Annotated in this window: 26 protein-coding genes, 2 rRNA genes and 1 pseudogene (1 of these 29 only partly in view); 1 reads left to right on the top strand and 28 read right to left on the bottom strand. The window is 42.3% G+C overall.

The features are described 5' to 3' along the window. Positions 1 to 219 precede the first annotated feature (219 nt). The 15 genes and pseudogenes from ACN6MY_RS02260 to metG form a co-directional block, all read right to left on the bottom strand. On the bottom strand, positions 220 to 849 hold the full coding sequence (locus ACN6MY_RS02260) for a 50S ribosomal protein L25/general stress protein Ctc (RefSeq protein WP_419882618.1): 630 nt from the start codon (positions 847 to 849) through the stop codon (positions 220 to 222). A 315-nt stretch (positions 850 to 1,164) separates the two neighbouring features. Then, positions 1,165 to 2,118, bottom strand: a complete 954-nt coding sequence (locus tag ACN6MY_RS02255; RefSeq protein WP_419882617.1) for a ribose-phosphate diphosphokinase — start codon at positions 2,116 to 2,118, stop codon at positions 1,165 to 1,167. 17 nt (positions 2,119 to 2,135) lie between these two features. Further along, positions 2,136 to 3,509 carry a bifunctional UDP-N-acetylglucosamine diphosphorylase/glucosamine-1-phosphate N-acetyltransferase GlmU gene (glmU, locus tag ACN6MY_RS02250; RefSeq protein WP_419882616.1) on the bottom strand — a complete coding sequence of 458 codons (1,374 nt, stop codon included), beginning with the start codon at positions 3,507 to 3,509 and terminating at the stop codon, positions 2,136 to 2,138. A 400-nt stretch (positions 3,510 to 3,909) separates the two neighbouring features. After that, on the bottom strand, positions 3,910 to 4,206 hold the full coding sequence (gene spoVG, locus ACN6MY_RS02245) for a septation regulator SpoVG (RefSeq protein ID WP_071353024.1): 297 nt from the start codon (positions 4,204 to 4,206) through the stop codon (positions 3,910 to 3,912). A 307-nt stretch (positions 4,207 to 4,513) separates the two neighbouring features. Further along, positions 4,514 to 4,888, bottom strand: coding sequence for a RidA family protein (locus tag ACN6MY_RS02240; protein WP_419882615.1), 375 nt, complete (start codon positions 4,886 to 4,888; stop codon positions 4,514 to 4,516). A gap of 28 nt (positions 4,889 to 4,916) precedes the next feature. Further along, on the bottom strand, positions 4,917 to 5,738 hold the full coding sequence (gene purR / locus ACN6MY_RS02235; RefSeq protein WP_419882614.1) for a pur operon repressor: 822 nt from the start codon (positions 5,736 to 5,738) through the stop codon (positions 4,917 to 4,919). 63 nt (positions 5,739 to 5,801) lie between these two features. Further along, positions 5,802 to 6,671 carry a 4-(cytidine 5'-diphospho)-2-C-methyl-D-erythritol kinase gene (ispE, locus tag ACN6MY_RS02230; protein ID WP_419882613.1) on the bottom strand — a complete coding sequence of 290 codons (870 nt, stop codon included), beginning with the start codon at positions 6,669 to 6,671 and terminating at the stop codon, positions 5,802 to 5,804. Between the two features lie 262 nt (positions 6,672 to 6,933). Next, entirely contained in the window at positions 6,934 to 7,119 is a 186-nt protein-coding gene (locus ACN6MY_RS02225; RefSeq protein WP_419882612.1) for a small, acid-soluble spore protein, alpha/beta type, read from the bottom strand. A 131-nt stretch (positions 7,120 to 7,250) separates the two neighbouring features. Next, a pseudogene (gene veg / locus ACN6MY_RS02220) lies at positions 7,251 to 7,519 on the bottom strand (biofilm formation stimulator Veg). A 325-nt stretch (positions 7,520 to 7,844) separates the two neighbouring features. Continuing rightward, positions 7,845 to 8,723 carry a sporulation peptidase YabG gene (yabG, locus tag ACN6MY_RS02215; protein ID WP_419882611.1) on the bottom strand — a complete coding sequence of 293 codons (879 nt, stop codon included), beginning with the start codon at positions 8,721 to 8,723 and terminating at the stop codon, positions 7,845 to 7,847. Between the two features lie 186 nt (positions 8,724 to 8,909). Then, a complete protein-coding gene (rsmA, locus tag ACN6MY_RS02210; protein ID WP_419882610.1) occupies positions 8,910 to 9,803 on the bottom strand; it encodes a 16S rRNA (adenine(1518)-N(6)/adenine(1519)-N(6))-dimethyltransferase RsmA in 894 nt (297 codons plus the stop codon). Then, positions 9,796 to 10,359, bottom strand: a complete 564-nt coding sequence (gene rnmV, locus ACN6MY_RS02205; protein WP_071353033.1) for a ribonuclease M5 — start codon at positions 10,357 to 10,359, stop codon at positions 9,796 to 9,798. The genes rsmA and rnmV overlap by 8 nt, the downstream gene beginning before the upstream one ends. A 246-nt stretch (positions 10,360 to 10,605) precedes the next feature. Continuing rightward, complete coding sequence (locus tag ACN6MY_RS02200; protein ID WP_419882609.1) at positions 10,606 to 11,751, bottom strand: ubiquitin-like domain-containing protein; 1,146 nt, start codon at positions 11,749 to 11,751, stop codon at positions 10,606 to 10,608. 280 nt (positions 11,752 to 12,031) lie between these two features. Next, entirely contained in the window at positions 12,032 to 12,799 is a 768-nt protein-coding gene (locus tag ACN6MY_RS02195; RefSeq protein WP_419882608.1) for a TatD family hydrolase, read from the bottom strand. 299 nt (positions 12,800 to 13,098) lie between these two features. Then, entirely contained in the window at positions 13,099 to 15,090 is a 1,992-nt protein-coding gene (gene metG, locus ACN6MY_RS02190; protein WP_419882607.1) for a methionine--tRNA ligase, read from the bottom strand. An 811-nt stretch (positions 15,091 to 15,901) separates the two neighbouring features. On the opposite strand from metG, the gene ACN6MY_RS02185 reads away from it, so the two are divergent. Further along, positions 15,902 to 16,186, top strand: a complete 285-nt coding sequence (locus ACN6MY_RS02185) for an AbrB/MazE/SpoVT family DNA-binding domain-containing protein (protein ID WP_071353037.1) — start codon at positions 15,902 to 15,904, stop codon at positions 16,184 to 16,186. A gap of 42 nt (positions 16,187 to 16,228) precedes the next feature. Here ACN6MY_RS02185 and rsmI read toward each other — a convergent pair whose 3' ends face one another. The 13 genes from rsmI to ACN6MY_RS02120 form a co-directional block, all read right to left on the bottom strand. Further along, positions 16,229 to 17,110, bottom strand: a complete 882-nt coding sequence (rsmI, locus tag ACN6MY_RS02180) for a 16S rRNA (cytidine(1402)-2'-O)-methyltransferase (RefSeq protein WP_419882606.1) — start codon at positions 17,108 to 17,110, stop codon at positions 16,229 to 16,231. Next, a complete protein-coding gene (locus ACN6MY_RS02175; RefSeq protein ID WP_419882605.1) occupies positions 17,088 to 17,375 on the bottom strand; it encodes a GIY-YIG nuclease family protein in 288 nt (95 codons plus the stop codon). Before ACN6MY_RS02175 ends, rsmI begins: the two co-directional genes overlap by 23 nt. Then, on the bottom strand, positions 17,362 to 18,105 hold the full coding sequence (locus tag ACN6MY_RS02170; protein WP_419882604.1) for a tRNA1(Val) (adenine(37)-N6)-methyltransferase: 744 nt from the start codon (positions 18,103 to 18,105) through the stop codon (positions 17,362 to 17,364). Before ACN6MY_RS02170 ends, ACN6MY_RS02175 begins: the two co-directional genes overlap by 14 nt. Positions 18,106 to 18,177: 72 nt before the next feature. Beyond that, complete coding sequence (gene yabA, locus ACN6MY_RS02165; RefSeq protein ID WP_419882603.1) at positions 18,178 to 18,549, bottom strand: DNA replication initiation control protein YabA; 372 nt, start codon at positions 18,547 to 18,549, stop codon at positions 18,178 to 18,180. Between the two features lie 13 nt (positions 18,550 to 18,562). Next, positions 18,563 to 19,393 (bottom strand): PSP1 domain-containing protein, encoded by an 831-nt coding sequence (locus tag ACN6MY_RS02160; protein WP_419882602.1) that lies wholly within the window; start codon positions 19,391 to 19,393, stop codon positions 18,563 to 18,565. Next, positions 19,386 to 20,393, bottom strand: coding sequence for a DNA polymerase III subunit delta' (gene holB / locus ACN6MY_RS02155; protein ID WP_419882601.1), 1,008 nt, complete (start codon positions 20,391 to 20,393; stop codon positions 19,386 to 19,388). Before holB ends, ACN6MY_RS02160 begins: the two co-directional genes overlap by 8 nt. A gap of 139 nt (positions 20,394 to 20,532) precedes the next feature. Further along, the gene (locus ACN6MY_RS02150) at positions 20,533 to 20,973 is read right to left on the bottom strand and encodes a YaaR family protein (RefSeq protein WP_419882600.1); all 441 of its coding nucleotides are present in this window, start codon (positions 20,971 to 20,973) and stop codon (positions 20,533 to 20,535) included. 23 nt (positions 20,974 to 20,996) lie between these two features. Beyond that, complete coding sequence (locus tag ACN6MY_RS02145; RefSeq protein WP_419882599.1) at positions 20,997 to 21,326, bottom strand: cyclic-di-AMP receptor; 330 nt, start codon at positions 21,324 to 21,326, stop codon at positions 20,997 to 20,999. 109 nt (positions 21,327 to 21,435) lie between these two features. After that, positions 21,436 to 22,083, bottom strand: coding sequence for a dTMP kinase (tmk, locus tag ACN6MY_RS02140; RefSeq protein ID WP_419882598.1), 648 nt, complete (start codon positions 22,081 to 22,083; stop codon positions 21,436 to 21,438). A 63-nt stretch (positions 22,084 to 22,146) separates the two neighbouring features. Next, on the bottom strand, positions 22,147 to 23,586 hold the full coding sequence (locus tag ACN6MY_RS02135) for an aminotransferase class I/II-fold pyridoxal phosphate-dependent enzyme (protein WP_419882597.1): 1,440 nt from the start codon (positions 23,584 to 23,586) through the stop codon (positions 22,147 to 22,149). 168 nt (positions 23,587 to 23,754) lie between these two features. After that, a complete protein-coding gene (locus tag ACN6MY_RS02130) occupies positions 23,755 to 23,958 on the bottom strand; it encodes a sigma factor G inhibitor Gin (protein ID WP_371261482.1) in 204 nt (67 codons plus the stop codon). Between the two features lie 605 nt (positions 23,959 to 24,563). After that, positions 24,564 to 24,680 (bottom strand): 5S ribosomal RNA (gene rrf / locus ACN6MY_RS02125). Between the two features lie 52 nt (positions 24,681 to 24,732). Continuing rightward, positions 24,733 to 25,759 (bottom strand): 23S ribosomal RNA (locus ACN6MY_RS02120); it runs 1,904 nt beyond the window's last position.

The following is a 25,759-nucleotide window of genomic DNA, read 5'->3' as shown; positions in this document are numbered from 1 at the left end:
CGCTTTTTTTATATTAAATCTTATAAAAAGCGTAACCCATCTGCACTTTATCCTGCAAGCGGCTCCAGGCCTATTCTATTTTAAAAAAATCCAGCCATAGGCAGCAGGAATATTCCAAAGCCAAAAATGCCAAGAAAGCTGATTAATCTCTCCTGACAAAAGGCGTAACCTGTATAGGTTACGCCTATTATACCATGTTTTTGCTTCTATCATGCATTATCAAGACTCAGAAGATGGAGAGGTTTCACGGCCTTCTTCGTTCACCGGAGTACCGCCATCCTGCTGTTCGCCTGTACTGATTTCTTCTTCCTGTCTCGGAGCAAGTACAGAGGCGATGACTTCTTCCTCATCCTGGTCAATCGTAATCCCATTCGCATTTTTCACATCTGCAATGGTAACTGTATCGCCAACATCTAAATTCGTAACATCCACATTAAACGATTCCGGAATGTCATTTGGTTTAGCCGTCACAGTGACTTCATGGATGGATTGCTGGAGAACGCCGCCATCTTTTACACCTTTAGAATCGCCAACCAAGTTTATGCGCACTTGTGCCTGGCGCTCCTCTGACATGTTTACAATCAGGAAATCCGCATGATAAATTTCATTTTTTAGCGGATCCTTCTGAAAGTCAGACAGCATAACATCATGTTTTTTTCCTTGTACATCCAAAGAAATAATTCCATTGCGGCCGACTTCCTTGATGACCCTCTGGAAGTCTCCATTACTCACAGAAATAGCAGTGCTTGTATTTTTATTGCCATAAACGATAGCAGGAATGTCACCGCTGTCCCTTAAATGTTTTAAGTTAGTCTTTTCCCGTTCTTTTGCCGCTAATACGTTACTCATAAATCCTCCGCCTTTCCGAATGAAATAAATTATTGCTTCTCTTACTTAAAAATTGCCCTAAAAAGAAAGATTCTAAACATCTTTCGGCAATGCTGCTACTGGCAGAGTCTGCCGGAATCGGCTGGATGAGCGGCTTCAGAAGCACTTTTGGCAAAAAAAAAGACGATGAAAAAATGAATCATCGTCTTTTTTAATACTAGTAAATCTGGCTGGCATTACCTGACAGGCACCCGGAATTATGTTCCCGGCTGAACAGGCGTCTGCACTTTTTATAATCAAGCTTCGCGTGCTGGACGAGGCGCCCGCACTTTTTAATTAATCAAACAATGTGCTTACTGATTGTTCTTCGTGTACACGGATGATTGCTTCACCGATCAAAGTAGCTACAGACAGCTCTACAATTTTATCGATTTTCTTTTCTTCCGGAAGAGAAATTGTATTCGTTACTACAAGTTCTTTGATAGTTGAGTTTTGAATACGCTCGATAGCCGGACCGGAAAGAACAGGGTGTGTACAGCAAGCGTACACTTCTGTTGCCCCGTTTTCCATAAGGGCATTTGCTGCTAATGTAATAGTCCCGGCGGTGTCAATAATATCATCAATTAAAATGGCCGTTTTTCCTTCAATATTTCCGACAATGTTCATCACCTCAGCAACATTCGGGCGGGGACGGCGTTTATCTATGATGGCAATCGGCGCTTTTAAGCGGTCTGCCATTTTCCGGGCACGGGTAACTCCGCCATGATCAGGAGACACAATTACGATATCCTGCAAATTCTTTTCTCTGAAATAATCAGCTAGAATCGGCACACCCATTAAATGGTCGATTAAAATGTCAAAGAATCCTTGTATTTGAGGTGCATGAAGATCCAGTGTGATGACACGGTCTGCGCCTGCAGTTTCCAAAAGATTAGCAACAAGCTTGGCAGTGATTGGCTCCCTGGCACGCGCTTTCCGATCCTGGCGCGCATATCCGTAATAAGGCATAACAATATTGATTGTTTTAGCGGAAGCACGCTTTAATGCATCAATCATAATCAGCAATTCCATCAAATGCTCATTAACAGGCTGGCTTGTCGATTGAATGACAAACACGTCACAGCCGCGGATGCTTTCCTCAATATTGATTTGCACTTCACCATCACTGAAATGAGTCACTGAACATTTTCCAAGCTCAACACCGATAGCTTTAGCAATTTCATGAGCTAATCCATGATTGGAATTTAGAGAAAAGACTTTTAAGTTAGGATCTAAATACTGGTTTGACATGATGAACCTCCATTGGGTTATTTATTGAACTTCAGGTTTTTTACGTAGTCTTCTTTATTCACCTGGCGTGCGCGGGCTATTGATAAAGCTTCACCTGGAACATCTTCCGTTATGGTTGAGCCTGCTGCTACGTATGCTCCTTTTCCAATGGTAACAGGAGCAACCAGATTGGAATTGCAGCCAACAAAAACCCCGTCTTCTATTTTAGTCAAGAATTTATTTTTTCCGTCATAATTTACAGTAATGGATCCGCAGCCGATATTAACATCTTTTCCAACTTCAGCATCACCAATGTAACTTAAATGAGAAGCTTTGCTTCCCGTGCCAAAGACCGCTTTTTTAATTTCGACAAAATTCCCAATTTTTACTTCATCCATAATTTCAGATTGCGGGCGGATATGGGCAAACGGTCCAATCTTCACTTCTGCGCCAATCGAGCTGTCATGTGCAACAGATTGGCGAAGTACGGTATGATCGCCAATCCTGCAGTCTTTAATTTCTGTATGAGGACCGATCAGGCATTCCCGGCCAATATGGGTGCTGCCCATGATCATGGTTCCAGGATAAATTACTGTATCCTGTTCGATGGTTACGTCAGCTTCAATATAGGTCGATGCCGGATCTGTAATGGTTACTCCATTCCTCATATGCTTTTCGTTAATTCTGCTTCGCATGATGGCTTCTGCCTGGGACAAAGCGACTCTATCGTTCACTCCCATTGTTTCGCCAAAATCATCCGTTTCATAGGCTGTGATAATTTCTCCCTCAGCCTTCAGGATTTCAATAACGTCAGGCAGGTAATACTCGCCCTGCACATTGTCATTCGAAACTTTTTTAAGGGCAGAAAATAGCGCCATGTTATCAAAGCAATAGGTTCCAGTATTGATTTCCTTTACCTTAAGCTCGGATTCATTAGCATCTTTGTGTTCTACAATTTTTTCAACTTCCCCATCGCTATTGCGGATGACCCGTCCATAACCAGCAGGATTTTGGGCTGAAGCTGTCAATATAGTTGCCTTTGCCTGTTTTTCTTCATGCAGGTCTATCAATGCCTGCATGGTATCGGATTTAATCAAGGGAGTATCCCCGCAAATCACAAGAGTGGTTCCTTCTTTGCCGGCAAGCGCTGCTTCTGCCTGCATCACTGCATGGGCAGTTCCCAATTGCTCCGTTTGAAGGGCATACTGGCTTAAATTGCCCACCTGATCCTGCACTTTTTCAGCTCCATGGCCAATAATCGTGACTATATCTTCTATTTTAAGTTCATTAACGTGGTCTATAACATGCTGTACCATTGGTTTTCCGCAAACAGGGTGTAAAACCTTGTAAAGCTTAGATTTCATTCTGGTACCTTGTCCCGCGGCCAAAATTATTGCATAACGATTCGTCATAACAGGCCTCCAATTTTACCTTTTTATCCATTAAAAATATTATCTCAAATGAACCTTCTTTTCAACATTTCTGAGAAAAGTACAAATTATTGTCAATAAGAAAACCTGCATTTGCTCTCTGCTTAATTAAAAAGCATGCCACTTTGCATACTGGCTGTCCATGGCAATGGTATTTTCATTCTTAATTGTGAAAGAAATCACATCTTGTCAATTATATACCTTTCAAGGAGTCAAATTAAGAGTTTCTGAATTTTTTTGGAGGGTTTTTTAAAATTGGCGTTAAAAAAGGTTTACATGCTAATAATCGGGGGAATTGAAATGTTATAATGAAGTCTGTTTTTTTCGATAAAAAGAGCCTTACTTTTGAAGTAGGCTCCTGATGCATATTTATTTCAAATTTTTATGAAGCTCCAGCTCCTGCTTCTTCTAACTCGACTTCCATTTCTCCTAAACGATGATATTCAGCAAGCACAGCATCCTGAATTTTACCGCGTGTTGAAGAATTAATCGGGTGTGCAATATCACGGAATTCTCCATCAGGAGTGCGTTTACTCGGCATAGCAACGAATAAACCATTATTTCCGTCGATTACACGGATATCGTGTACCACAAACTCATTATCCAATGTAATTGATGCAATTGCCCTCATGCGCCCATCTGTATTTACGCGGCGTAATCTTACGTCAGTTACTTCCATTCTGTTCACCACCTTTTTTCATGATAGAAACTTAAAATACATATTCTACAAGCGCTTTCTAAACTCCTTCTAATTATTGTAAATTTTTTAAAAAAACTATGCATATTTCTTGAATTTTTTAATCTCATGTTTTCGCTGCGCCTAAAACATTGATATGAAAGCGTTTTAAAAACTTTCTATGCAAATAACCTGTATAGAAAATACTTATGTCCCTGCTAATAAATAACCGAAGCTCCATAAATTTTTTTCCAAGCTGATTTTTGTTGTATAGAAAAAGGCCAAAAATAAAAAAAACGCCCGTCTTAAATTACTTAACGAGCGCAATTACTTCTATTTCCACTAATGCATCTTTTGGAAGTCGTGCCACTTCTACACAAGAACGGGCAGGTTTATGATCTGAAAAGTATGTTCCGTATACTTCATTGATCTCTGCAAAGTCGTCCATGCTTTTAATAAACACTGTCGCTTTTACAACGGTTTCCAGTGAAGCGCCTGCTTCGGCTAAAACGGTTTTCAGATTTTTAAAAACCTGATGAGTCTGCTTCATGACATCGCCAGTCACCATTGTTCCTTCCGCTGTGAGGGGAATCTGGCCTGAGCTAAAGAATAGGTTATTTACCGTAATTCCTTGTGAATAGGGTCCAATTGCGGCCGGGGCCTCATTAGTATGAACGATTTTCATAGTGCTCCTCCTTATGGCTTAATGCATTTTATTCTGCTGCAAAATAATTTCCTTGTGCTACATTGATACTCTTATCTTTTTCGTTCACTCCGGAAAGCTTGATGAGGGAAGTATAATCATCCACTAAGCGTTCATCCGCTTTTTCTGATTCTACCAGAACAGCTATGCCAGCTAATGTAGCTTTGAACTCTTCAAGCAGCGAAACCATGCCGTTTACCGTTCCGCCAGCCTTCATGAAATCATCTACAATCAGTACGTTTGAGCCTTCTGCAAGACTCCTTTTTGAAAGCACCATAGTCTGGATTCTTTTTAGAGATCCAGAAACATAATTGATACTGACCGTCGAACCCTCGGTCACTTTATTGTCTCTTCTCGCGATTACAACCGGGACATTTAAATAATGGGCAACGGAATATGCAAGAGGTATCCCTTTTGTCGCCATAGTCATAATGACATCCACACGCTTTTTTGCATAAGCGGCTGCTATTATTCTCCCGACGGTATTGACAGTCTGGGGATCGCCCAGTATATCTGTCATATACAAATAACCGCCAGGCAAAAGCCTTTCAGGACTCGCAATGACCCTGCACAATTCATCAATAAAGCCTTTCGCTTCACCGCGGTTTACATTTACGATATATTTCACACCGCCTGCTGCCCCCGGAACAGTGTTCAATGATCCGATTCCGCGCTGTTCGAAGGTTTCCTTGATGATCGTTAAATCTTCGCTAATAGAGGATTTAGCAGAACTATAACGTTCCGCAAAAAATGTAAGCGAGACGAGCTGGCCAGGATGTTCCAAGAGGTAATTTGTCATGTCCACCAGTCTCTCACTGCGCCTAAATTTCACTTTTTTCCACCCCCATTCCATTTTCCGAATATTTTTATAAAATTATATCATTAATGTACGTGTTTACTCAAGAATGTTTATATCTCCAAGCATGCGGACCGCATATACCTGATCACAAAAGCCGCGCAGTCCATTATATACTCTTTGCATTCTGGAATCATGCTCAGCAAGGCCAAAAACAGTGGGGCCGCTTCCGCTCATAAGCACGGCATCTGCTCCAAAGGTTTTCATCTGATCCTTTATATTGGCCACCTCAGGGTAAAGAGGCAGAGTGACGCTTTCCAGCACATTTCCAAGTCCGCCGCAAACCTTTTCGTAGCTATTTTCCTCGATGGCAGAAATCATTCCGGGTACATCCGGGTGGGACATTTTAGATAGCTGCAAGCGTTTATAAACATCTGCCGTCGAGACTCCAAGAGTTGGCTTAGCCAGGATCACCCAGCATTTTGGAGGAACGGGCAGGTGAGTGATTTTCTCTCCTCTGCCTTTTGCGAGTGCTGTTCCGCCAAATACGCAAAAGGAAACATCCGAACCGATTTCCGCACCCAGTTCTGCCAATTCATCCAACGATAAACCAAGCTTCCATAGCTTATTCAATCCTCTTAAAGTTGCCGCTGCATCACTGCTTCCTCCAGCGAGCCCGGCTGCCACCGGAATGTTTTTTTCTATGGCAATCGAAACTCCCTTATTAATGCCGTAACGTTCTTTTAATAAAAAAGCTGCCTGATATGCCAGATTCCTCTGGTCATCCGGAACAAACCTGTTATGCGAAAGGATTTCAATTTCATTATGTCTGATTTCCTTTAATTCAATTCTATCCGCAAGATCAACCGTAGTCATAATCATTTCGACTTCATGGTATCCATCCGGCCGCTTATTAAGCACATCCAGCGCTAAGTTTATCTTAGCTGGCGCCTTCTCCATAAGCTTCAAATTTACCACCTACTTTTAACGTTCTAGAAAGTTCTTGTCCTATTTTATCATATTTGTTTCCATTCTAAAGGTTTTTTAAGGGTAATTTCAATGCAGCAAAGGAATTTCGCAAATTATATAGAACATACATGGTTTTTATCGGGGTTTAAGTGCGGGGCTTTGCCTGCTTGACCGGCAAAGCAGAAGGGGAAGCTTAAGTGAGCTTCCCCTTCTGCGGTGTATTGTGTGCTGTTTTAAGTCAGAATACGCGGTATATATAACGTCAGTTTTTATTCGCAAGCTGGCTTTGAGCCTTTTCAATGGCCAGCTTAACCATATTTCCCGCATCACGGGCCCGTATTCCTCCCCAGCCTTCTTTTTGGACCACATCATAAAATCCAAGTTCTTTTGCCAGTTCTTCTTTAAAACGCTCTGACATAATCCCTTTATTTCTGCCCAAAATGAACATCCCCTTTCACAGCTGACACATAGTTAGCATCTGCATAGGATGATTTTTCATAACCAGCTCTTTTATCCTTTTTTGTTATAAATCAACAGCAGACAGGAATTTTGGACAAATTAAAAAGCAGCAAACTGTGTTTACTGCCTACTCAAAGCTACATTTCCTGCTGCTTATTCAAAAATGTTAGTTGTACGGTTTCCGTTAATACGTCTGCATAGCTGTAAGATACTCTTTCGAATGCATTTTCATCTTGATCGAGTTCGATTACAAAAACAGCTGGATAAGTTTCTGCTAACGTACCAAAACGTTCTACAGTTTTTCTTCTTCCACCGTTTGCTTTCAATAGCAGCCTTTTTCCAAGATTGGAGTCCAGTGCATGTTTAATATCAGCTAAAGTTTTTGGCATTTTCGGTCCACCTCACTAAGTGTAGTATATCACAAACACCAACCAAGGTCAAACAAAATAATAAATTATAGCAGTAGTTAAATTTGTTTGTCAATGGTTTTTTATCGCATGTTCCTTCAAAATTCGCATCCTTCTTTACCCCACTAGTATCCTCCGCAATTGAAAAATTATGTAATCTTTTTATGAAACCAGCCATTTCAGCTATTTTATTTCCAAAAAAACCAACTCTCTCTGCAAAAATTGTCCGATAGCCCCGAAATGTATTCAAATCTCTGATTGCTGCGAGATAAACAAAAACAAGCTGCATGTATTATACATGCAGCGTTTATTCTTCAGTTGTAAGGTTATAGGGCATTCCTGTTCTTAAAACTCCGCGTGTTTCAATGCCGCCGAGCCCTTTTTCGCCTGTTAATGTATTCCTCAGCACATCCCATACACGGATATGTTCCATGAAAGGTGTGTAGCTGATTTTCGCAACAATATAAACCGGATCCAGCGCATGGATATTCACTCTTGATGGAGAGCTTGCGAAATTGGCTCCTGCCCGAATGAGTGATTCAAAATGGGACTGGCAGGCACCGGCAAAAATAACAAGCTGATCCAAGTGAGATACCCTTTTTCTTGCCTCCATAACAGTTTGGACAAAATGCCTGGAATGCCGGTATGCACTCAAATCTTCAGGATTTCCTTTGGTTTTGGAGTAAGAATCATGGCCTGTGATCACTAGGATATCTGGGCGATAATGATCAAGAAGCTGGCCGATTTTCTCTGGCATTTCCTTTTCATTGCAATAGACACCGTTCACAGGAATCCCGATTTTTTCATATAAGTCCAGGCATTTTCTAAGATAGGAAGCATCACCGTCTACATGCAGAACCCTGCCAGGCATCTGAAAATAGTTGCCGCTATACCTGTAGCCGCCGCTTGCTTCATAATCGCTTTTTTGTTTTTGAAGCTCCTGCTCCTGCGTAAACAGGCGGAATGATTGATCCTGCTTTTCCAAATCGCTTCTGTGGCGCTGATTCCTCTCATTTTCATCGATTTTCAACAAATCGGAAAATGGTGCATCTGCAATCAGCCGGACATCCTCTCCGTATAAAACAGCTTCCTTGATTCCTTTTTTCTCTTTGATATCTATAACACGGAAAAGGACATCGCCTTCATATGACTTCCTAGCTACAATATCATGGATTTTAATACTCATGGCCTCACCCCGTAACAAGATCACCTATGGCCCTGTCAAAATTATGTTCTTTCTTAAGTTATGCAACCAGCCGAAAATGGTGAAATGCAACGGCACCATGGCCAGCAGCCGAAATCTTTTTCGCCGTTAATGAGCAGATAATATAAAAATAGCCAGGAATCCGGTAATTTCCGGTCCTGGCTATTATCAGCTCAATGCATTCCCTGTAAAATCAAGAAACAGCTCATCGCTCAATTTTCCAAATTCCTGAATAGAAAGAGTTTCTCCCCTTCGGGTAGGATCAATATTTGATTTTTCGAGTGCAGCTAAAATAATATCTTTTTTGGCTTTTCCATCTGGAAGCTGGCTTGTAAGGTTATTCAAGATGGTTTTACGCCGCTGTGCGAAGCTGGAGCGTGTCAGCGTAAAGAAAAAGTCCTCATCCTTTACCTCCACAACCGGCCGCTCTCTTACCGTAAGTCTTATGACAGCTGAATCTACATTAGGCTGAGGCATAAAAACAGTTTTTGGAACTACCATGACTGTTTCCGCCTCCGTATAATACTGTATAGCAATGGATAATGAACCATATTCCTTTGTACCGGGCTTTGCGGCAATCCGATCAGCAACCTCTTTTTGAAGCATTACGACAATGCCCCGGATCGGCAGTTTTTCAGTCAGCAATTTAAGAATGATCGGAGTTGTGACATAGTAAGGAAGATTGGCTACAACCATTACATCCGGGGTATCTGCAAACTCTTCTTCTATCACCTTTTTCACATCTGCCTTCAGGACATCCCCATGTATTACTTTTACATTATTATAAGGTGACAAGGTATCCTTCAATATCGGCAATAACCTCTGATCTATTTCAAATGCCGTTACCTTTTTGCTGCTTTTTGCCAGTTGTTCTGTCAAAGCGCCGATTCCCGGGCCAATTTCAATGGCGCCGCTTTGTTCGGTCAGGTTAGCATGCTCGACGATATTCTTTAAAATATTGGTATCAATCAAGAAATTCTGGCCTAGGCTTTTTTTAAAGGAAAAGCCATATTTTTTCAGTATCTCTTTGGTTCTGAGGGGAGTTGCAATATCCTTATGCATGATTTTCCTCCTGCTTGATTTGCTTTAATGCTTCAATAAAATCTTCTTTCGAGATTTGGAACATTTTTAATCGCTTATACAGCTGCTTGCCATTTGTAAAACCGATCTTTAACAGCTGGCCAAGCCGTTCCCTTCTTTGTCTGGAACCTTCGCCGCCGATCAGTCCGGCATCTGCAAGATCCTCCTTTGAAATTTCCTCTTTCGCTTCTTCATCCATAGTCTGGGCATCTCTCAGCGCATTTCTGATGGATTCAGGGGAGGCATGCTCCACACCGAGACCTCTTCCTGACTTAGGAAGTGCTTCGTTTTTTGTTAAAAATGCATGCTTGCATCCTTTGACCTGATCTGTAATCGTATTCCTTATTTTCTGTCCTGGAAAATCAGGATCAGTAAAAATAATGACACCCCTCGTTTGCTGGGCAAGCCTCACCTGTTCGATTACAGACTCATTAACTGCAGAACCATTCGTCTCGATGGTATCGGCATTCACAGACCTTTTTATGGCTACGGTGTCGTCTTTTCCTTCCACCACGATAATTTCTTTAATTTTTTTCATGTGTTCCTCCAAATTGATGAAACCTTCTTCACTTTATATTCGCCTAAACATAATGAATCGAATACAGCAAGCAATAGCTGAATTCTGCTTTATTATTATAACGTAAAAAAGCAGGAGATATAAAATCTCCTGCAAAAGTTTATCCCGCATTAAAGGAAAGCCATATCCGCCGCCTCAGTGGATGATCAGCGAAGACAGCTAGGCAGGGGCTGTGAGGCCTTCCCGCACGCGGAAGTTCCACGTTACCTACTGGATAATCCGCACTTTTACCCTTTTCACTCCCCAACGGTAGGCGTCTGATTGCGAAGAAAAGAAAACATCGATCCGGTTTCCTTTAATGGCAGAGCCCTTATCCGCTGCAATTGCATATCCATATCCCTCAACAAACACTTTGGAGCCGAGCGGAATGATACTCGGATCAACGGCGATGACTCTTGCTCCCGGGTTTTCCTTCAGATTAATGCCAGTTGCTGTTCTTCCTGAACATCCATTGCAGCTTGCCGTATAGGCGGTCGAGGAAACATAGACTTCCCTGCCGCCAGACTCCTGAGCCTTGCGTGAAGCCTGCACTATGTATTGCCGGGTTCCAATGGCAGTAACCCTGTCGCGCTTATGCTTAACAACTTGTTTTGAAAGAAGTTTTTTTGCCACGATTTTTCCATTTTCTTTTGTAATCTCAAAATGCTTGGCAAGAAGCCCCTTGCTCCCTGGAATAATGACCTTTTCTTTTCCTTTCCGAAGGCTGTTATCTTTTTTTGTAATGACTGCATAATTAATCGGTTCTTCCACTACATCGGTGACTTTTTCAACTCGTATGACGTTTACTCTGTTCTTGGCTTGAACTTTTTCTCCTAATTTTGGCTCAACGCGGTCTAAATGATTGAGTGTTACACCTTGTTGTCTTAAAAAGTCAGCGACCGTAGTCGAAGTTGACCAGACTTGCTTTTCGTTTTTGCCAACTGCCAATGTAAGCGGAAAGGCTTTTTCGATTGCAATGTCCATTTTTTCCTGTAGCCTGGTGTCGGGTGCCGGGGAAATCTGATCTTTTTCCTTTAATTCGAGATTTTGTTCCTTCAGCAGCCCGCTGACCGTTTCAGCCGTTGTCCATACCGTTTTCTTTTTGCCATCCACAGTGATGCCAATAGGCATGGCCGGCTCCCACACGACATTCGTGTGATCCCCCACTTTGCTCTTTTCTGATGGCGATAAATAATCCTGGGCCTTCACGTCAATCTCAAAGTCTTTTAATATATCACGAATCGTTTCAGCATGTGTCCTTACTACTTTTTTCTCGCCATCAAGCGATAGTGAAACCGTTTGTTTTGTCCCCTGATAATATAGCAATCCCAATATGGCAATTCCGGCTATGGCCGCTCCTGCCCCAAAGGCCACTCTCTTTTTCCCAAAAGACTTGGGAATCAAGTTTTTCATATTTTTAAAAGAAATGAAAAACTCCTCCTTCCTCTCGGTGATTGTATAGTACTCCCTGCCGGACTCCCATCCGATTTATAGAAAGCCTTGAAAGTTAATTTCTATTATGCATACTCTCTATCTAATTGAAAAGGGAGACTTATCGACATGGACATACCATAAAGTGACGAAGATTTGCATTACTTTCTTGAATTCAGTTTTTCTGCAGACAAACTTAGAAACAAACTGACAAAATGTGCTATCATTTTATGCCGAATAATTTCTTTGCATTCTGTGTAGTCACAGCTGCTATTTCCTCAGGTGCAACCCCTTTTATCTCAGCAATTTGTTCGGCTACTAACTTCACATATGCTGGTTCATTCCGTTTCCCCCTGTATGGATGCGGAGCTAAATAAGGACAGTCCGTTTCAATCAGCAGGCGGTCCAAAGGAACCTCAGCTGCTACTTCCTTAGGCTTTTTGGCATTTTTGAATGTAACAGGCCCCCCAAGTGAAATGTAAAAATTCATATCAATGCATTCCTTTGCCGTCTCTGCACTTCCGCTGAAGCAATGCATAATGCCGCCAACCTCTGAGGCATGCTCTTCTTTTAAGATGTCTACAATGTCTGCCGTTGCCTCCCGGTTATGGATGATAATCGGAAGCTTAACCTTCCTCGCCAGCCTGATTTGTTTCCTGAACACTTCTTTTTGGACATCTTTCGGAGACTTATCCCAATGGTAGTCCAGGCCCATTTCTCCGATTGCCACAACTTTAGGATGACTTGAAAGCTCTTCAATCCACTCCAGATCGCCATCCGTCATATCAATGGCGTCTACAGGATGCCAGCCCACGGCAGCATACATGAATTCGTATGTCTCCACAAGCTCCATGGCCCTTGTGATGGTAGGCCGGTCAAAGCCGACAACAACTACATGGGATACTCCCGCTTCTTTCATTCTATCTATTACTTCTTCCAAGTCCTCAGAAAATTGAAGATCATTCAAATGAACATGTGTATCAAATAACATTATTTTCTCCCTTTCTAGCAATAGTCTATTGTTGAATAAAAGTTTTCATGCCTCACAATTATGTAACAAAATGATGACAAACGGCCGTAAGTGTCCCGCTTTTGTATTATCTGCTTTTACTTCTTGCATTATCCTCTTGCCAGTCCCTCGCTGATTTTCTATATTTTACGAAATAAGTATGTACATTGGAAAATGATTTGCCTGCACTCTTTTATGGATTTTTACACCATACCCAAAAAAGCAAAAAAAATAACATAAAAATGTTCCATGTGAAACATTTTTATGTTATTAATTGGGAATTATTTAACTTTTGAACCGTTCGGCAGCGAATCATTAACAGTAGCCACAGACAAAACTCCATCGCTGCTTCCTGCCAATATCATTCCTTGTGATAATTCTCCGCGCAGTTTGACAGGCTTTAAATTAGTTACACAAATAACTTTTTTCCCTATCAATTCCTCAGGCTTATAGTGTTGAGCAATTCCAGAAACAACCTGTCTTTTTTCATAGCCAAGATCCAGCTGCAGTTTAAGAAGCTTGTCGGCTTTTTTCACAGATTCCGCCTCAAGTACCTGGGCAACCCGCAATTCTACTTTCATAAAGTCATCAATCGTGATTTCTTCCACTTCAGGTATCTCTTGCTCTGCAGGCTTCTTTTCTTCTTCCTGAGGCAAGCTGCCCTGCATTTGCAATTTGATATATTCTATCTCATCCTTCATCTCCAAGCGAGGGAAAATCGGCTCCCCTTTACTCACTTTGGTCATTGCAGGGATTTTTCCAAACTCTTCAAGGCTTTCCCATGACTTAAGAGATTCATCTTCAATATTCAACTGAGAAAAGATTTTACCCGGAGTTTGAGTTAAAAATGGCGTAAGGAGAATTGCTGTTCTTCTTAATGATTCAGCCAAGTGGCTCATCACACTGCCAAGTTCGCCTTTTTTCTCCTCATCTTTAGCCAGAATCCACGGTTTTGTTTCATCGATATATTTATTTGTTCTGCTGACAAGCTGCCAAATGGTAGATAAGGCAACTGAAAACTCCATCTTCTCCATCGCTTCTTCATACTTGGAAACCGTTTCTCTGTTCTTCGCCTCTAGAGATTCATCAAACTCCCCTAGTGCGCCTTTATATTCAGGAATCATCCCATCGAAATATTTATCAATCATGGCTACAGTCCGATTCAAAAGGTTACCAAGGTCGTTAGCCAAGTCGAAGTTAATTCTTTCCACGAACCCTTCAGGAGTAAAGACGCCATCAGAACCAAATGGTACCTCCCGCAGCAGGTAGTAGCGCAATGCATCAAGGCCATAACGGTCGATTAAAGTAGCAGGGTCAACAACATTCCCCTTTGATTTGGACATTTTTCCGTCCTTCATTAACAGCCAGCCATGGGCAAAGACCTTTTTTGGAAGAGGAAGGTCAAGGGCCATCAGCATGATTGGCCAATAAATGGTATGAAAACGCACAATCTCCTTACTCATCAAGTGGACATCAGCTGGCCAGTAGTTTAAATACTTGGCATCATCTTCATTTCCATATCCAAGAGCTGTAATATAGTTTGATAAAGCATCAATCCAGACATAAATTACGTGCTTCGGATCTCCAGGCACCTTGATGCCCCAGTCAAAGGTTGTTCTTGAAACAGCCAGATCCTCTAGTCCCGGCTTAATGAAATTATTAATCATTTCGTTTTTCCTGGACTCAGGCTGAATGAATTCTGGATTTTCTTCGTAAAACTTCAGCAGCCTGTCTGCATATTTGCCCATCCTGAAGAAGTAGGATTCTTCCTTCACAAGCTCAACCGGATGGCCGCTGTCAGGACTCTTGCCTCCAACTATTTTTCCATTCTCATAAACTGGGTCTGCCAACTGAAGCTCTGTATAATAGGTTTCATCAGATACAGAATACCAGCCTTCATATTCATCCAGATAAATATCTCCCTGGTCCAGCAGCTGCTTAAACATCTTTGTTACTGCCGTTTTATGCCTTTCATCTGTTGTGCGGATAAAGTCATCATAAGAGATGTCCATCTTCTTCCACAAGTCCTTGATTCCAGATACAATGCCGTCCACATATTCCTGCGGAGTGATGCCAGCTTCTTCAGCCTTACGCTGGATTTTTTGTCCATGCTCATCTGTACCCGTCAGATACATTACATCGAATCCCCGCATCCTCTTATAACGGGCCATAGCATCACCGGCTACAGTCGTGTAGGCATGGCCAATATGTAAATTTCCGCTCGGATAATAAATCGGCGTTGTGATATAAAAAGTTTTCAGTTTTTCTTTCATTTTTTTCCCTCCTTAAAAATAATAGACAGCAATAATAATTTGCCTTGCATACCTGCTTCCATTTTACCCTTATATAAACAGAAGAGCGATAAAAAACTCACGCCCAACAGGACGCGAGCTAAATAAAGTGAAGCTTCCCTCCACAGGAGGCCTTCCCCGGGATGGTTAGCTGAAAATATCAGACTTTCACTGGCAGTCAGCTCCTGCTTAAACTGCTTCAATGGCTGTACAATGTTGAGACGGGTCTTTAGAGGCCGCTCAGTTAACATGCTTTATAAAGTGAAAAGCAGTAATCCTGACTTTTTAACACTTCTATGATGTCAGCATTACCTCTTATATGAACAAAATATACCTAAAAAAATTAAATTGTGCAATAAAAAGAGTAAGGCCTTACTCAAATTCCCCGATGTCTTCTTTTTACTAAAAGCATTCCTTCTCCCCTAATCCCAAAATATGTCTCTTTACTCATTTTAACATCAGCATAAAGATAGGATTATGTTGGCTTTTGTTTGTTTTTGTCGAATTTAGTCGAATTTATTAGGGATTTATTCTTATTTTTATTATCGTAATAAAATAAAACAGGTCCAATATCATACAAAAAAGGATTTATCCTACTTAAGGAAACAGCTTAAAGCCTTAAGGATAAAGGGTTTTACGTTTTCTTGCTGAATTTATCTTAAGTTAAAAATAAAATGATTGACGTATTTGGGAATGGCTGGTATTATTAAATTTATAAAAAAAATTGTCGAATAATGACGAAAATAGATAAAGAGAAAAAGGTACTAGTATAGTCTGAGAGGAGATTTACAGAATGAAATCTACAGGAATTGTTCGTAAGGTTGATGAATTAGGACGGGTGGTTATTCCAATCGAACTTCGCCGTACGCTTGGAATTGCAGAAAAAGATGCACTTGAGATTTATGTGGATGACGAACGCATCATCCTAAAAAAATACAAGCCAAATATGACTTGCCAAGTAACTGGTGAAGTTTCTGATGAAAACTTGACTCTTGCTGGCGGCAAGCTTATCCTTAGCCGCGAAGGTGCTGAAATGCTGATTAAAGAAATTCAGCAAAGCTTCGAAACATCAAAATAATACAGTGAAGGCTTCCTATCCGGAAGCCTTTTTTATGCTTATTTATTCTTCATCTACATGATACGATTGATATACTTCCCGTTTCTGTATGCCTCTGTCCTTAGCGGTCTGCTTGATGGCTTCCTTGGAAGACAGGCCTTTTTCCTGGATGTAGGCCTCTACATGAGCTGAAACCTCCAGGTTGTCCCACCACTTTTTCTCCTCAGTATCTTCACTTTCCTGAGACCCTTCAATGACAAGACAAAATTCGCCACGGATTTCTGATTCTTCAGCCCATGCTAAAGCTTCTTCAATGGTGCCTCTGATAAATTCCTCAAATTTCTTTGTAAGTTCACGGCAAAGCACGATTTTTCTGTTTCCAAGTACCCCAAGCATGCTTTTAAGCGTTTCCTTCAAACGATGGGGAGATTCATAAATAATCCAGGTCGACGTCATTTTTTTCAATCTTTCCAGTTCTGCCTTTTTTTCTTTATTGCTTCTTTGCAGAAAACCATGGAAATAAAAAGGCTGAGGGATAAGGCCTGAGCCAATCAATGCAGTTAACGCAGCATTTGCGCCAGGAAGCGGGACTACAGTGATATTCTCTGCCAGTGCCTCTGTTACAAGTTCATACCCGGGATCGGAAATCGTGGGCATTCCTGCGTCACTGACAAGGGCGATCATTTGCCCGGAACGGAGGCGCTCAATCATCTGCTTGCCGCTTTTTTGCTTGTTATGTTCATGATAGCTGACGATCGGGGTTTCGATTTCAAAGTAATTGCAAAGTTTTTTAGTATTACGTGTATCCTCAGCAGCTATCACATCTGCCTCTTTCAATATTCTCAGAGCCCTGAAGCTCATATCTTCCAAATTCCCAATAGGAGTAGGCACCAAGTACAGAGCCGGTTCTAGTCCTTCTTTTTCATAGCTTTTCTGCTGCTGCATGAACAGTTTTCTCCTTTTTATCAATAATTTGTTCTTTTTGTGCCCTATTCAGCTGTTTAAAGCTGTACTCGGCACGCATTGCTTCCGTTTTCGTTGCAAAGACCTCATAATGGATCAGCTCCACCGGTCCCCTGCCTCTAGTGTACTTTGCCCCTTTTCCTTCATTATGCATGCTTACCCGCTTTTTTATATCATTTGTATAGCCTGCATAAAAACTGCCATCCCTGCATCTCAGCACATAAAAAAAATGCTCATTCTTCTCCATATAAAATCCTTCTGATTTCCGGATTATACTCATGATCCTCATTATAAACTACAAGCGGAGGAAGTATTTTTAAATCAGGCTTTCCATCCTTGATTCCTTCAATAAGAATGGTATTGGCCTCCTTGCCCGCCTTCGGATAAACAAACTGTAATCGTTTTGGTTCAATCCGGTATTTTCTCATCAGGCTCAGTATGTCCATCAGCCTTCCAGGCCTATGTACAAAGGCAGCCTTGCCTCCCTGGCGCAGCAGCTGGCTGCTTGTGCGCACCACATCATCAAGGGTACAGTAAATTTCATGCCTGGCAATTGCAAAATGTTCGTTTTGATTGATTTCTTCTTTTGATGGAGTTGGAAAGTATGGAGGATTGCAGGTTACCACATCAAACTTGCTGTGGCCAAGCAGTCCAGGGATTTCCTTAATGTCTCCATGCATCATATGTATTTGCCCGGAAAGCCCATTATAATCAATGCTTCTTTTCGCCATATCATATAACCTTTCCTGAATTTCCACACCAATCATGCTTCCTTTAGTCCTCGTGCTTAATAATAGCGGCACAACTCCATTTCCTGAACACATATCAATCAGCTTGCCTTTTTGAATCGGCACACTGACGAACTTCGATAGCAGAACAGCATCTAGTGAAAACGAAAAAACTGAAGGGCTTTGAATAATTCTCAAACGTTCAGCCAAAAGATAATCCAGCCGTTCATCACCTTTTAATTCCAACAATTCTCATACCTCCTCTGGATGCATTTCCCTCGGTTATTAAAAAAGCCTTCCCTTGACAGGAAAGGCTTGAGATTATTTTTTATTCAAAAATGATAAGCAAAACAGGCAGTCCCCATCTTTTCTTAAACTTCCAAAATGAAGGTTGCAAATATGAAAGCCTTCCTGATACAAACGGGCAAGATTATCGTAGCCTTCCCCTATATCGAGCATCTTATCGCCCTGGGCTGTTTGCTTATTTTTTACTTTATTTTTTTCCTTCACGCTGGTTCCTGCTGTTTCCAGCTGATCTAACCGCCGCCTAAGATGGCTGTTTTCAAGCTTCAGCGAATTATTCTCTTCAAGAACCTCCGCCAAATGCTGTTTCATCTCACCAAGCTGCTTGTATAGATGGCCGATTTGGGTTTCCATATTAGTGACCGATTCAAAAATTTCTTTTTTATCCACGCTCTCCACCACCTTAATAATCTGTGGCTTGAATAGAAACGGCTCCCTCTTTTAGAATCTCATCTAACGTATATTCTAAAACTCTTTCTTGTTCGACAAATTCAATCTGAAGTACTCGTTCTAGAATATTAAGCCCAACTACCTTGCCTTTTCCATGAGGGGTTTTAATGATTTCACCCAAATCCGGAAGCATTTCCTTCGCACTCTCATACTCATCGTTTTCATACTTAAGACAGCACATCAGCCGGCCGCACAGACCAGAAATCTTGGTCGGATTCAGCGATAGATTTTGATCCTTGGCCATTTTAATGGAAACCGGTTCAAAATCACCCAGGAATGTCGAGCAGCAAAGCATTCTTCCGCATGGCCCTATGCCTCCAAGCATCTTGGCTTCATCCCTGACGCCTATCTGGCGCAATTCAATCCTGGTTCTAAAAATCGCCGCCAAATCCTTCACTAAATCACGGAAATCAATTCGTCCATCTGCAGTAAAGTAAAACACTACTTTATTTCTGTCAAAAGTGTATTCAACATCAACGAGCTTCATATCAAGCTTGTGTTCCTCTACTTTTTGGCAGCAGGTTCCGTATGCTTCAGATGCTGCCGATCTATTTTCCTCAACAATCAGCCTATCCTTTGCATCCGCAATCCTGAGAACCTTTTTCAGCGGCAGCACAACATCATTATCATCTACTTGTTTCCGGGCAGTTACAACCTTGCCAAATTCAACTCCGCGGACAGTTTCCACTATAACAAACTCATCCTTTGGAATGGCGAGCTCTCCCGGGTCAAAGTAGTATATTTTACCCGCTTTTTTAAAGCGGACGCCTACTACATCATACAAATGATGATCCCTCCTGCAAATTCAGCACAAGCTGTTCCATCAACAGCTGTGGATTTGTATTGGACAGCAGTTTCCTTTTCGCTTCTAAAATATAGCCCATGCAGTCTGCAAGGCGCCTCTGGGAAAGATGAAGAGCGTGTGTTTCAAATTCCCCGGTTTTATTTTGAAATACGGCAAGTTCACGCTTGTCCAACTGAATATATAATAAATCTTTATAGATAAGAAATAACAAATCAAGACTTCTGTCCATTTGCTCCCTTTCTTTAAAGTGCACAAACCACTCTTCCTGAAGATATAATAATGCCTTCATGGGATTTTGGTTTAGCACTTCATATAATTTTACCACTATTTTTTGGGCTTGTGCAAACCATTCCTCATTACTTATTCTTATTCCTTCTTCAAAATTGTGGGTTAAGTGGGGGATTATAGATGAGTCTTGGCTGTTTACCCCTTGATTTATCAGCTTTTCCTTAAGAATTGCAGGAGAAAGAGGCTTAAAAGACAATACCTGGCAGCGTGACAGGATGGTAGGCAGGATTCGCTGTATTTGCTCTGTAACCAAAATGGCAACTGTGTCTGAAGAAGGTTCCTCGAGGAATTTAAGCAAGCTGTTTGCTGCCTGCACTGACATTTTGTCCGCATTGAAAATCATATAAATTTTACGATTGGCCTCAACGCTTTTCTTTGAAAATTCCTCTTGAAGACTTTTAATCTGTTCCTTTTTGATAGACAATCCATCTGGTTCAATCAGATGCACATCCGGATGGTTCCCGCTGTTTATGCGTTTGCAGTTTTTGCATTTTTCACATGGCATATACCCGTCAATCTGCTGCTCACACAGCAGGCTCTTGGCGAAAATGATGCTTGCCTCTCTTTTTCCGACACCTTTTTCACCTTCGAAAAGGTAGGCGTGAGCAACCCGGTTTTTTAGCATGCCATTTTTCAGCATTCCCATGATTGTCGGCTGAATATCAGCTAGTTCGTTCCAAGTTTCCGTCATAACCAATCAACTCGCTTAAGTAAGTCCATTTCATCATATAAACACTATATTAAAAATATGACTCTTTTTTTATTTACTGGCCCTAATTGGGTAACATTCGCCTATTATCCGCAGGTTCAGAAAAAAGGACGGTGATATTTTACGTGTATAAATTAATCAGCAGGCCTTTAATTTCACCTATTTTTTCCAAAACGTCCACAGAGGTCTTTTCTTTGGACAATACAGCTTCGGTTAACTCAACCAATTTATCATCGATTGTTTCGACAATTTTCAGCGGGCGGCTCTGCCCAAATTGATTCCAGCTGTTCGAATGCTTAAGATCCATTCCAAAGTCAACAGCTTCTTTTACGAAACGCTTGACCAGCGTTTTGAATTTTGCGATATCCTTAAAAGTGCGGGATTTGCCCAGTCTGCCGCCAGCTCCCTCAATATCGCTCAGCAGCCGGTTCAGTGAGGCATACTGCATTTTTTGATCCTGCTTTTGTACCAGCTGCTGAAATTTTCCATTACCAGTTTGAACCTGCTTGCTGTCTTGCCTGGCTTTATCCAGGCTTAAAGGAAGGTCCTGGTTAATTTTCATTCATACCACACTGCTTTCGTACGTTAAAATTGCATAAAAGTTTCGATTGGCAATACAAATACTGCCGCTCCGCCAACCTGGATTTCAACTGGATATGGAACATATGAATCGGCATTTCCTCCCATTGGGGATACAGGCGCTACCAGCTGCTGCCGGGACTCGCAATTATTTTTAATAATTTCAAGGGCTTTTTCAACGCGAATGTCATCGGTACCTATCATAAAGGTTGTATTGCCTGATTTTAAAAACCCTCCGGTGCTGGCAAGCTTGGTCGCCCGGAAGTTATGTTCAACAAGTTCATTCAGCAATCTATGGCTGTCTTTATCCTGTACCACTGCAATAATCATTTTCATATCTATCATCCTCCGCTTGAACACCAAATGTGTTCTGCTTTGTTTAATTTATATTATAACAATTATCTATACCCCAAAAAGGAGGTTTGCAGGCATTTTACGATAAATATTATCGTGAGGCCGCCTCCCTGCTAATAACCTGGTACACCTTGGATGCAGTTTGCTCCAATACCCGTTCAAGTGATTGGGATGCATCTACAATAAAGAATCTTTCTTTCCACTTCTCTATAATAAGCATATATCCTTCTTTTACTTTTTCATGAAAGTGCAGAGCTTCCATATCCAGGCGGTTTACTTCCCTTTCTCCGTTGGATGCAATGCGTTCCAGGCCAAGAGCCGGGTCAATATCGAAGTAAATCGTAAGATCCGGCATAACTCCATTGATGGCAAATTGATTGATTGAATAGACTTCATCCATTCCCAGGCCCCTTGCATATCCCTGGTAAGCCAGAGAGCTGTCAATAAAGCGGTCGCACAGTACAATTTTCCCCTCACTTAAAGCAGGCAGCACTTTTTCAGCAAGGTGCTGCCTCCTTGCTGCAGCATACAGCAGGGCTTCTGTTCTGCTGTCCATAGCTGTGTTTACTTTATTTAAAATGACTTCCCTGATTTGTTCTGAAATAGGGATGCCTCCGGGTTCTCTAGTGATGAGCACACTGTGCCCCATATCTGTAAGGAGTTCTCCAAGCATATGCAGAATGGTTGTTTTCCCTGCACCCTCAGGTCCTTCCATGGTTATAAATATTCCTTGATTCATACATGACCTCCAACTATCACTTTGCGGTTTAAGTATACTATTTTCTAATTCAAAAAGGAAAACTTATTCGTAGATCCACAGCTGCCCGCTTTCAAGCTCAGGGCCCCCATGGAACCTTCCCCCTTTTCTCAGCAGCTCCTCAATACTATTTATTTTTCCCGCCGTTACTTTTTCACCCGGCATTATTAATGGAATGCCAGGAGGGTAAGGAGTAATCATTTCAGCCGAGATTTCTCCTAAACAGTCAGTTAACGCCGCAAGCTTTTTCTGTCTTTTTTTCATTTGCTGATAAGTCAGGGCAAGCGGCTGAATGGACTGTTCCTGAAAAAGGGAATGAGAGGATACATGATCCTCCGCATCTTCGCTATTCTCCATGGCACGTTCAACTCTCATTAGCGTTTCCTGAAATGGAAAATCACTGTTCTTCTTTATTAGCGGAAGCACCATAAGTACATTTCTCACATCGGCAAGCTCCGTAAAAATCCCTTCACTTTCAAGTATCTGCTGCAATTGAAAGCCAGAATGCCCCTTCTCAGACCGGATTGTAAGCTTAAGGAGATCACTGATGCCTGATTTGCTCTCTGCCACATGGATTCCTGAAATGTTGTTTAGTTCCCCCTTGAAGTCACCCACTGCTTGTTTCAATGCTTCTATATCGTCCTGGCTGTAAGTAGCCAGATATGCCCTCGAAAGATCCAGTGATGCCATAATCGGGTAAGATGGACTGCTTGACTGCAGCATTTGTAAGCAGTACTCCAGCTTCCTGGAATCGATCAATTCACTGCTGCAATGCAAAAACGATCCCATCGTCATGGCAGGAAGTGTCTTATGCGCAGAATGAACCACCACATCTGCACCTGCTGCCAGGGCAGATTCCGGAAAAGGAGCACCAAGGCAAAAATGGGCCCCATGAGCTTCATCCACAAGCACAGTAATGCTGTGCTGATGAGCCAATGAGATAATCTCTGAAACTGCATTGCCGGTTCCATAGTAGGTTGGATAGGTTAAAACAATGGCCTTTGTTTCGGGATAAAGCCTGATTGCCTCTTTTACAGCAGATACAGTTACACTGCCTGCAATCTCCAACTGGTCATCGATGTCAGGAGATATGAAAACTGGCTTAACATTTGCAAGCATCAGGCCGTGCAAAACAGATTTATGGCAATTCCTTTGTACAAGCACTGTATCTCCCTCCTCACAGGCAGCGAGAATCATGGCAATATTGCCCGAGGTAGAACCGTTCACAAGAAAATAACTTTTTTGGGAGCCATACAAATCAGCCAAAAGCTGTTCCGCCTCCAAAATGGGGCCGCCTGGGTCATGCAAGTCATCAAGACCGGTGAGCTCTGTCAGATCGATGGACAGCACAGGATCAAAAATGTGTTTGCCCCAATGATTAAATATACGGCCGTTTTTATGGCCGGGAACGTGGAAAGAAAGGCTTTCCTTTTTTCTATGCTTTACAAGAGCATCAAATAATGGCGTTTTCTCTGTTGATTTCATGGTATACTTCCTTTTTATTATTCTTTGTTTATTTTATCAGACAAATGCAAGGGCAGACTCCAGCTTGTCCAATTTTAATAATGGAAATAAAAAAATCAGAAACCATAAAAAACCTTAAGGCGGTTCTTCATAGTCTCTGACTCTCATAAATGCCAATTCCTCTTCTTCTTAAGAACAAATTTCTGGAACATTTACTTTCTTCAGCTGTTTTAAATAATAATGGTACATCGGATTATCCGTTCCCGTATTTATGATATCATGTTCACATTCTTCGCATAAAAATGATGTATAAAGATGTATGCCAACCGATTTTGTCTTTTCACAAACCACGCAAGTTTCCGCTGGTGCTTTATTGGCTGCTGCTGAACTCAATATCCCCACCTCCATACCTGCATTCTCTCCAAAATCTAAATGTTGTATACAATTTTTAGAATAGTTCATGTCAGCTGCTGTTTAATTTCTATATCAATATATGAGGGCACTGGGCTTTGAGTGTATGTCTCTGCCTGAAAAAATCAAATATAGGAAATTTCCATACTCTCAACAGTGAGGATAAACCTTTTTATAAAGGATTTCTCCACGGGGAAGGGCCTTTCAAGCTGCCAAATAGACAGGCTGCAAGGGTATTAGCTTATGTGGTATCAGGGGCGTGTTAAAGCTTAATTCACTATTGCCTTAAAGACCAGTACCGCTGCTTGTCTTTCATCTGTGTGGGGGCGTCCAGCTCTCTCAGGACTTGCACAGGACGCGGCAGGTTTAGCAGAAGCTTCTTGTCTTGCAGTCATCAGCGTGCGAGCTTAACGGCCTTGTTCAAAATCCGGAATGCAATATCTGGCGTATTGCTTCGTCAGCTTCAGTCCTTCGCACCCCGCCCTCCTTGATTTTGGCTTACTGGACTCGTTTCCTCTTTTGAGCTCTTATGAAATATCCATTTCTGCACACAAAAAAGACCAGCATCTCTGCTGGCCTTTCGTTTTGCTTGGCGGCGTCCTACTCTCACAGGGGGAGAACCCCCAACTACCATCGGCGCTGAAGAGCTTAACTGCCGTGTTCGGAATGGGAACGGGTGTGACCTCTTCGCTATCGCCACCAAACTATGAGGAACGTTGTTCCTTCAAAACTGGATAATAGAAGAAGGTTTTTGCATTGGTTAAGTCCTCGATCGATTAGTATCTGTCAGCTGCACGTGTCACCACGCTTCCACCTCAGACCTATCAACCTGATCATCTTTCAGGGATCTTACTAGCTTGCGCTATGGGAAATCTCATCTTGAGGGGGGCTTCATGCTTAGATGCTTTCAGCACTTATCCCGTCCGCACGTAGCTACCCAGCTATGCCTTTGGCAAGACAACTGGTACACCAGCGGTGCGTCCATCCCGGTCCTCTCGTACTAAGGACAGCTCCTCTCAAATTTCCTGCGCCCACGACGGATAGGGACCGAACTGTCTCACGACGTTCTGAACCCAGCTCGCGTACCGCTTTAATGGGCGAACAGCCCAACCCTTGGGACCGACTACAGCCCCAGGATGCGATGAGCCGACATCGAGGTGCCAAACCTCCCCGTCGATGTGGACTCTTGGGGGAGATAAGCCTGTTATCCCCGGGGTAGCTTTTATCCGTTGAGCGATGGCCCTTCCATGCGGAACCACCGGATCACTAAGCCCGACTTTCGTCCCTGCTCGACTTGTAGGTCTCGCAGTCAAGCTCCCTTGTGCCTTTACACTCTGCGAATGATTTCCAACCATTCTGAGGGAACCTTTGGGCGCCTCCGTTACTCTTTAGGAGGCGACCGCCCCAGTCAAACTGCCCACCTGACACTGTCTCCCGCCCCGATCAGGGGCGCGGGTTAGAATTTCAATACAGCCAGGGTAGTATCCCACCGACGCCTCCACCGAAGCTGGCGCTCCGGCATCTCAGGCTCCTACCTATCCTGTACAAGCTGTACCAAAATTCAATATCAGGCTGCAGTAAAGCTCCACGGGGTCTTTCCGTCCTGTCGCGGGTAACCTGCATCTTCACAGGTACTATAATTTCACCGAGTCTCTCGTTGAGACAGTGCCCAGATCGTTACACCTTTCGTGCGGGTCGGAACTTACCCGACAAGGAATTTCGCTACCTTAGGACCGTTATAGTTACGGCCGCCGTTTACTGGGGCTTCGGTTCAAAGCTTCGC

It is taken from the genome of Peribacillus sp. B-H-3 (assembly GCF_048572925.1).
In the GTDB taxonomy this organism is placed as follows: domain Bacteria; phylum Bacillota; class Bacilli; order Bacillales; family DSM-1321; genus Peribacillus.
The sequence above is the reverse complement of the archived record's forward strand: the minus strand, read 5'-3'. Positions and strand labels throughout refer to the sequence as shown.

What these genes read in the sequence shown, in the direction of transcription:
- yabG (WP_419882611.1), bottom strand. Translation starts at nt 8,723, where the DNA reads ATGAGTATTAAAATCCATGATATTGTAGCTAGGAAGTCATATGAAGGC.
- ACN6MY_RS02240 (WP_419882615.1), bottom strand. Translation starts at nt 4,888, where the DNA reads ATGAAAATCGTTCATACTAATGAGGCCCCGGCCGCAATTGGACCCTAT.
- metG (WP_419882607.1), bottom strand. Translation starts at nt 15,090, where the DNA reads ATGAAAGAAAAACTGAAAACTTTTTATATCACAACGCCGATTTATTAT.
- ACN6MY_RS02150 (WP_419882600.1), bottom strand. Translation starts at nt 20,973, where the DNA reads ATGAAAATTAACCAGGACCTTCCTTTAAGCCTGGATAAAGCCAGGCAA.
- rsmA (WP_419882610.1), bottom strand. Translation starts at nt 9,803, where the DNA reads ATGCATAAGGATATTGCAACTCCCCTCAGAACCAAAGAGATACTGAAA.
- ACN6MY_RS02260 (WP_419882618.1), bottom strand. Translation starts at nt 849, where the DNA reads ATGAGTAACGTATTAGCGGCAAAAGAACGGGAAAAGACTAACTTAAAA.
- ACN6MY_RS02145 (WP_419882599.1), bottom strand. Translation starts at nt 21,326, where the DNA reads ATGAAAATGATTATTGCAGTGGTACAGGATAAAGACAGCCATAGATTG.
- tmk (WP_419882598.1), bottom strand. Translation starts at nt 22,083, where the DNA reads ATGAATCAAGGAATATTTATAACCATGGAAGGACCTGAGGGTGCAGGG.
- spoVG (WP_071353024.1), bottom strand. Translation starts at nt 4,206, where the DNA reads ATGGAAGTAACTGACGTAAGATTACGCCGCGTAAATACAGATGGGCGC.
- ACN6MY_RS02255 (WP_419882617.1), bottom strand. Translation starts at nt 2,118, where the DNA reads ATGTCAAACCAGTATTTAGATCCTAACTTAAAAGTCTTTTCTCTAAAT.
- rsmI (WP_419882606.1), bottom strand. Translation starts at nt 17,110, where the DNA reads ATGCAGCAGCAGAAAAGCTATGAAAAAGAAGGACTAGAACCGGCTCTG.
- ACN6MY_RS02135 (WP_419882597.1), bottom strand. Translation starts at nt 23,586, where the DNA reads ATGAAATCAACAGAGAAAACGCCATTATTTGATGCTCTTGTAAAGCAT.
- glmU (WP_419882616.1), bottom strand. Translation starts at nt 3,509, where the DNA reads ATGACGAATCGTTATGCAATAATTTTGGCCGCGGGACAAGGTACCAGA.
- rnmV (WP_071353033.1), bottom strand. Translation starts at nt 10,359, where the DNA reads ATGAAAAAAATTAAAGAAATTATCGTGGTGGAAGGAAAAGACGACACC.
- ACN6MY_RS02225 (WP_419882612.1), bottom strand. Translation starts at nt 7,119, where the DNA reads ATGTTCATTTTGGGCAGAAATAAAGGGATTATGTCAGAGCGTTTTAAA.
- ACN6MY_RS02175 (WP_419882605.1), bottom strand. Translation starts at nt 17,375, where the DNA reads ATGGAGAAGAATGAGCATTTTTTTTATGTGCTGAGATGCAGGGATGGC.
- holB (WP_419882601.1), bottom strand. Translation starts at nt 20,393, where the DNA reads ATGACGGAAACTTGGAACGAACTAGCTGATATTCAGCCGACAATCATG.
- ACN6MY_RS02195 (WP_419882608.1), bottom strand. Translation starts at nt 12,799, where the DNA reads ATGTTATTTGATACACATGTTCATTTGAATGATCTTCAATTTTCTGAG.
- ACN6MY_RS02185 (WP_071353037.1), top strand. Translation starts at nt 15,902, where the DNA reads ATGAAATCTACAGGAATTGTTCGTAAGGTTGATGAATTAGGACGGGTG.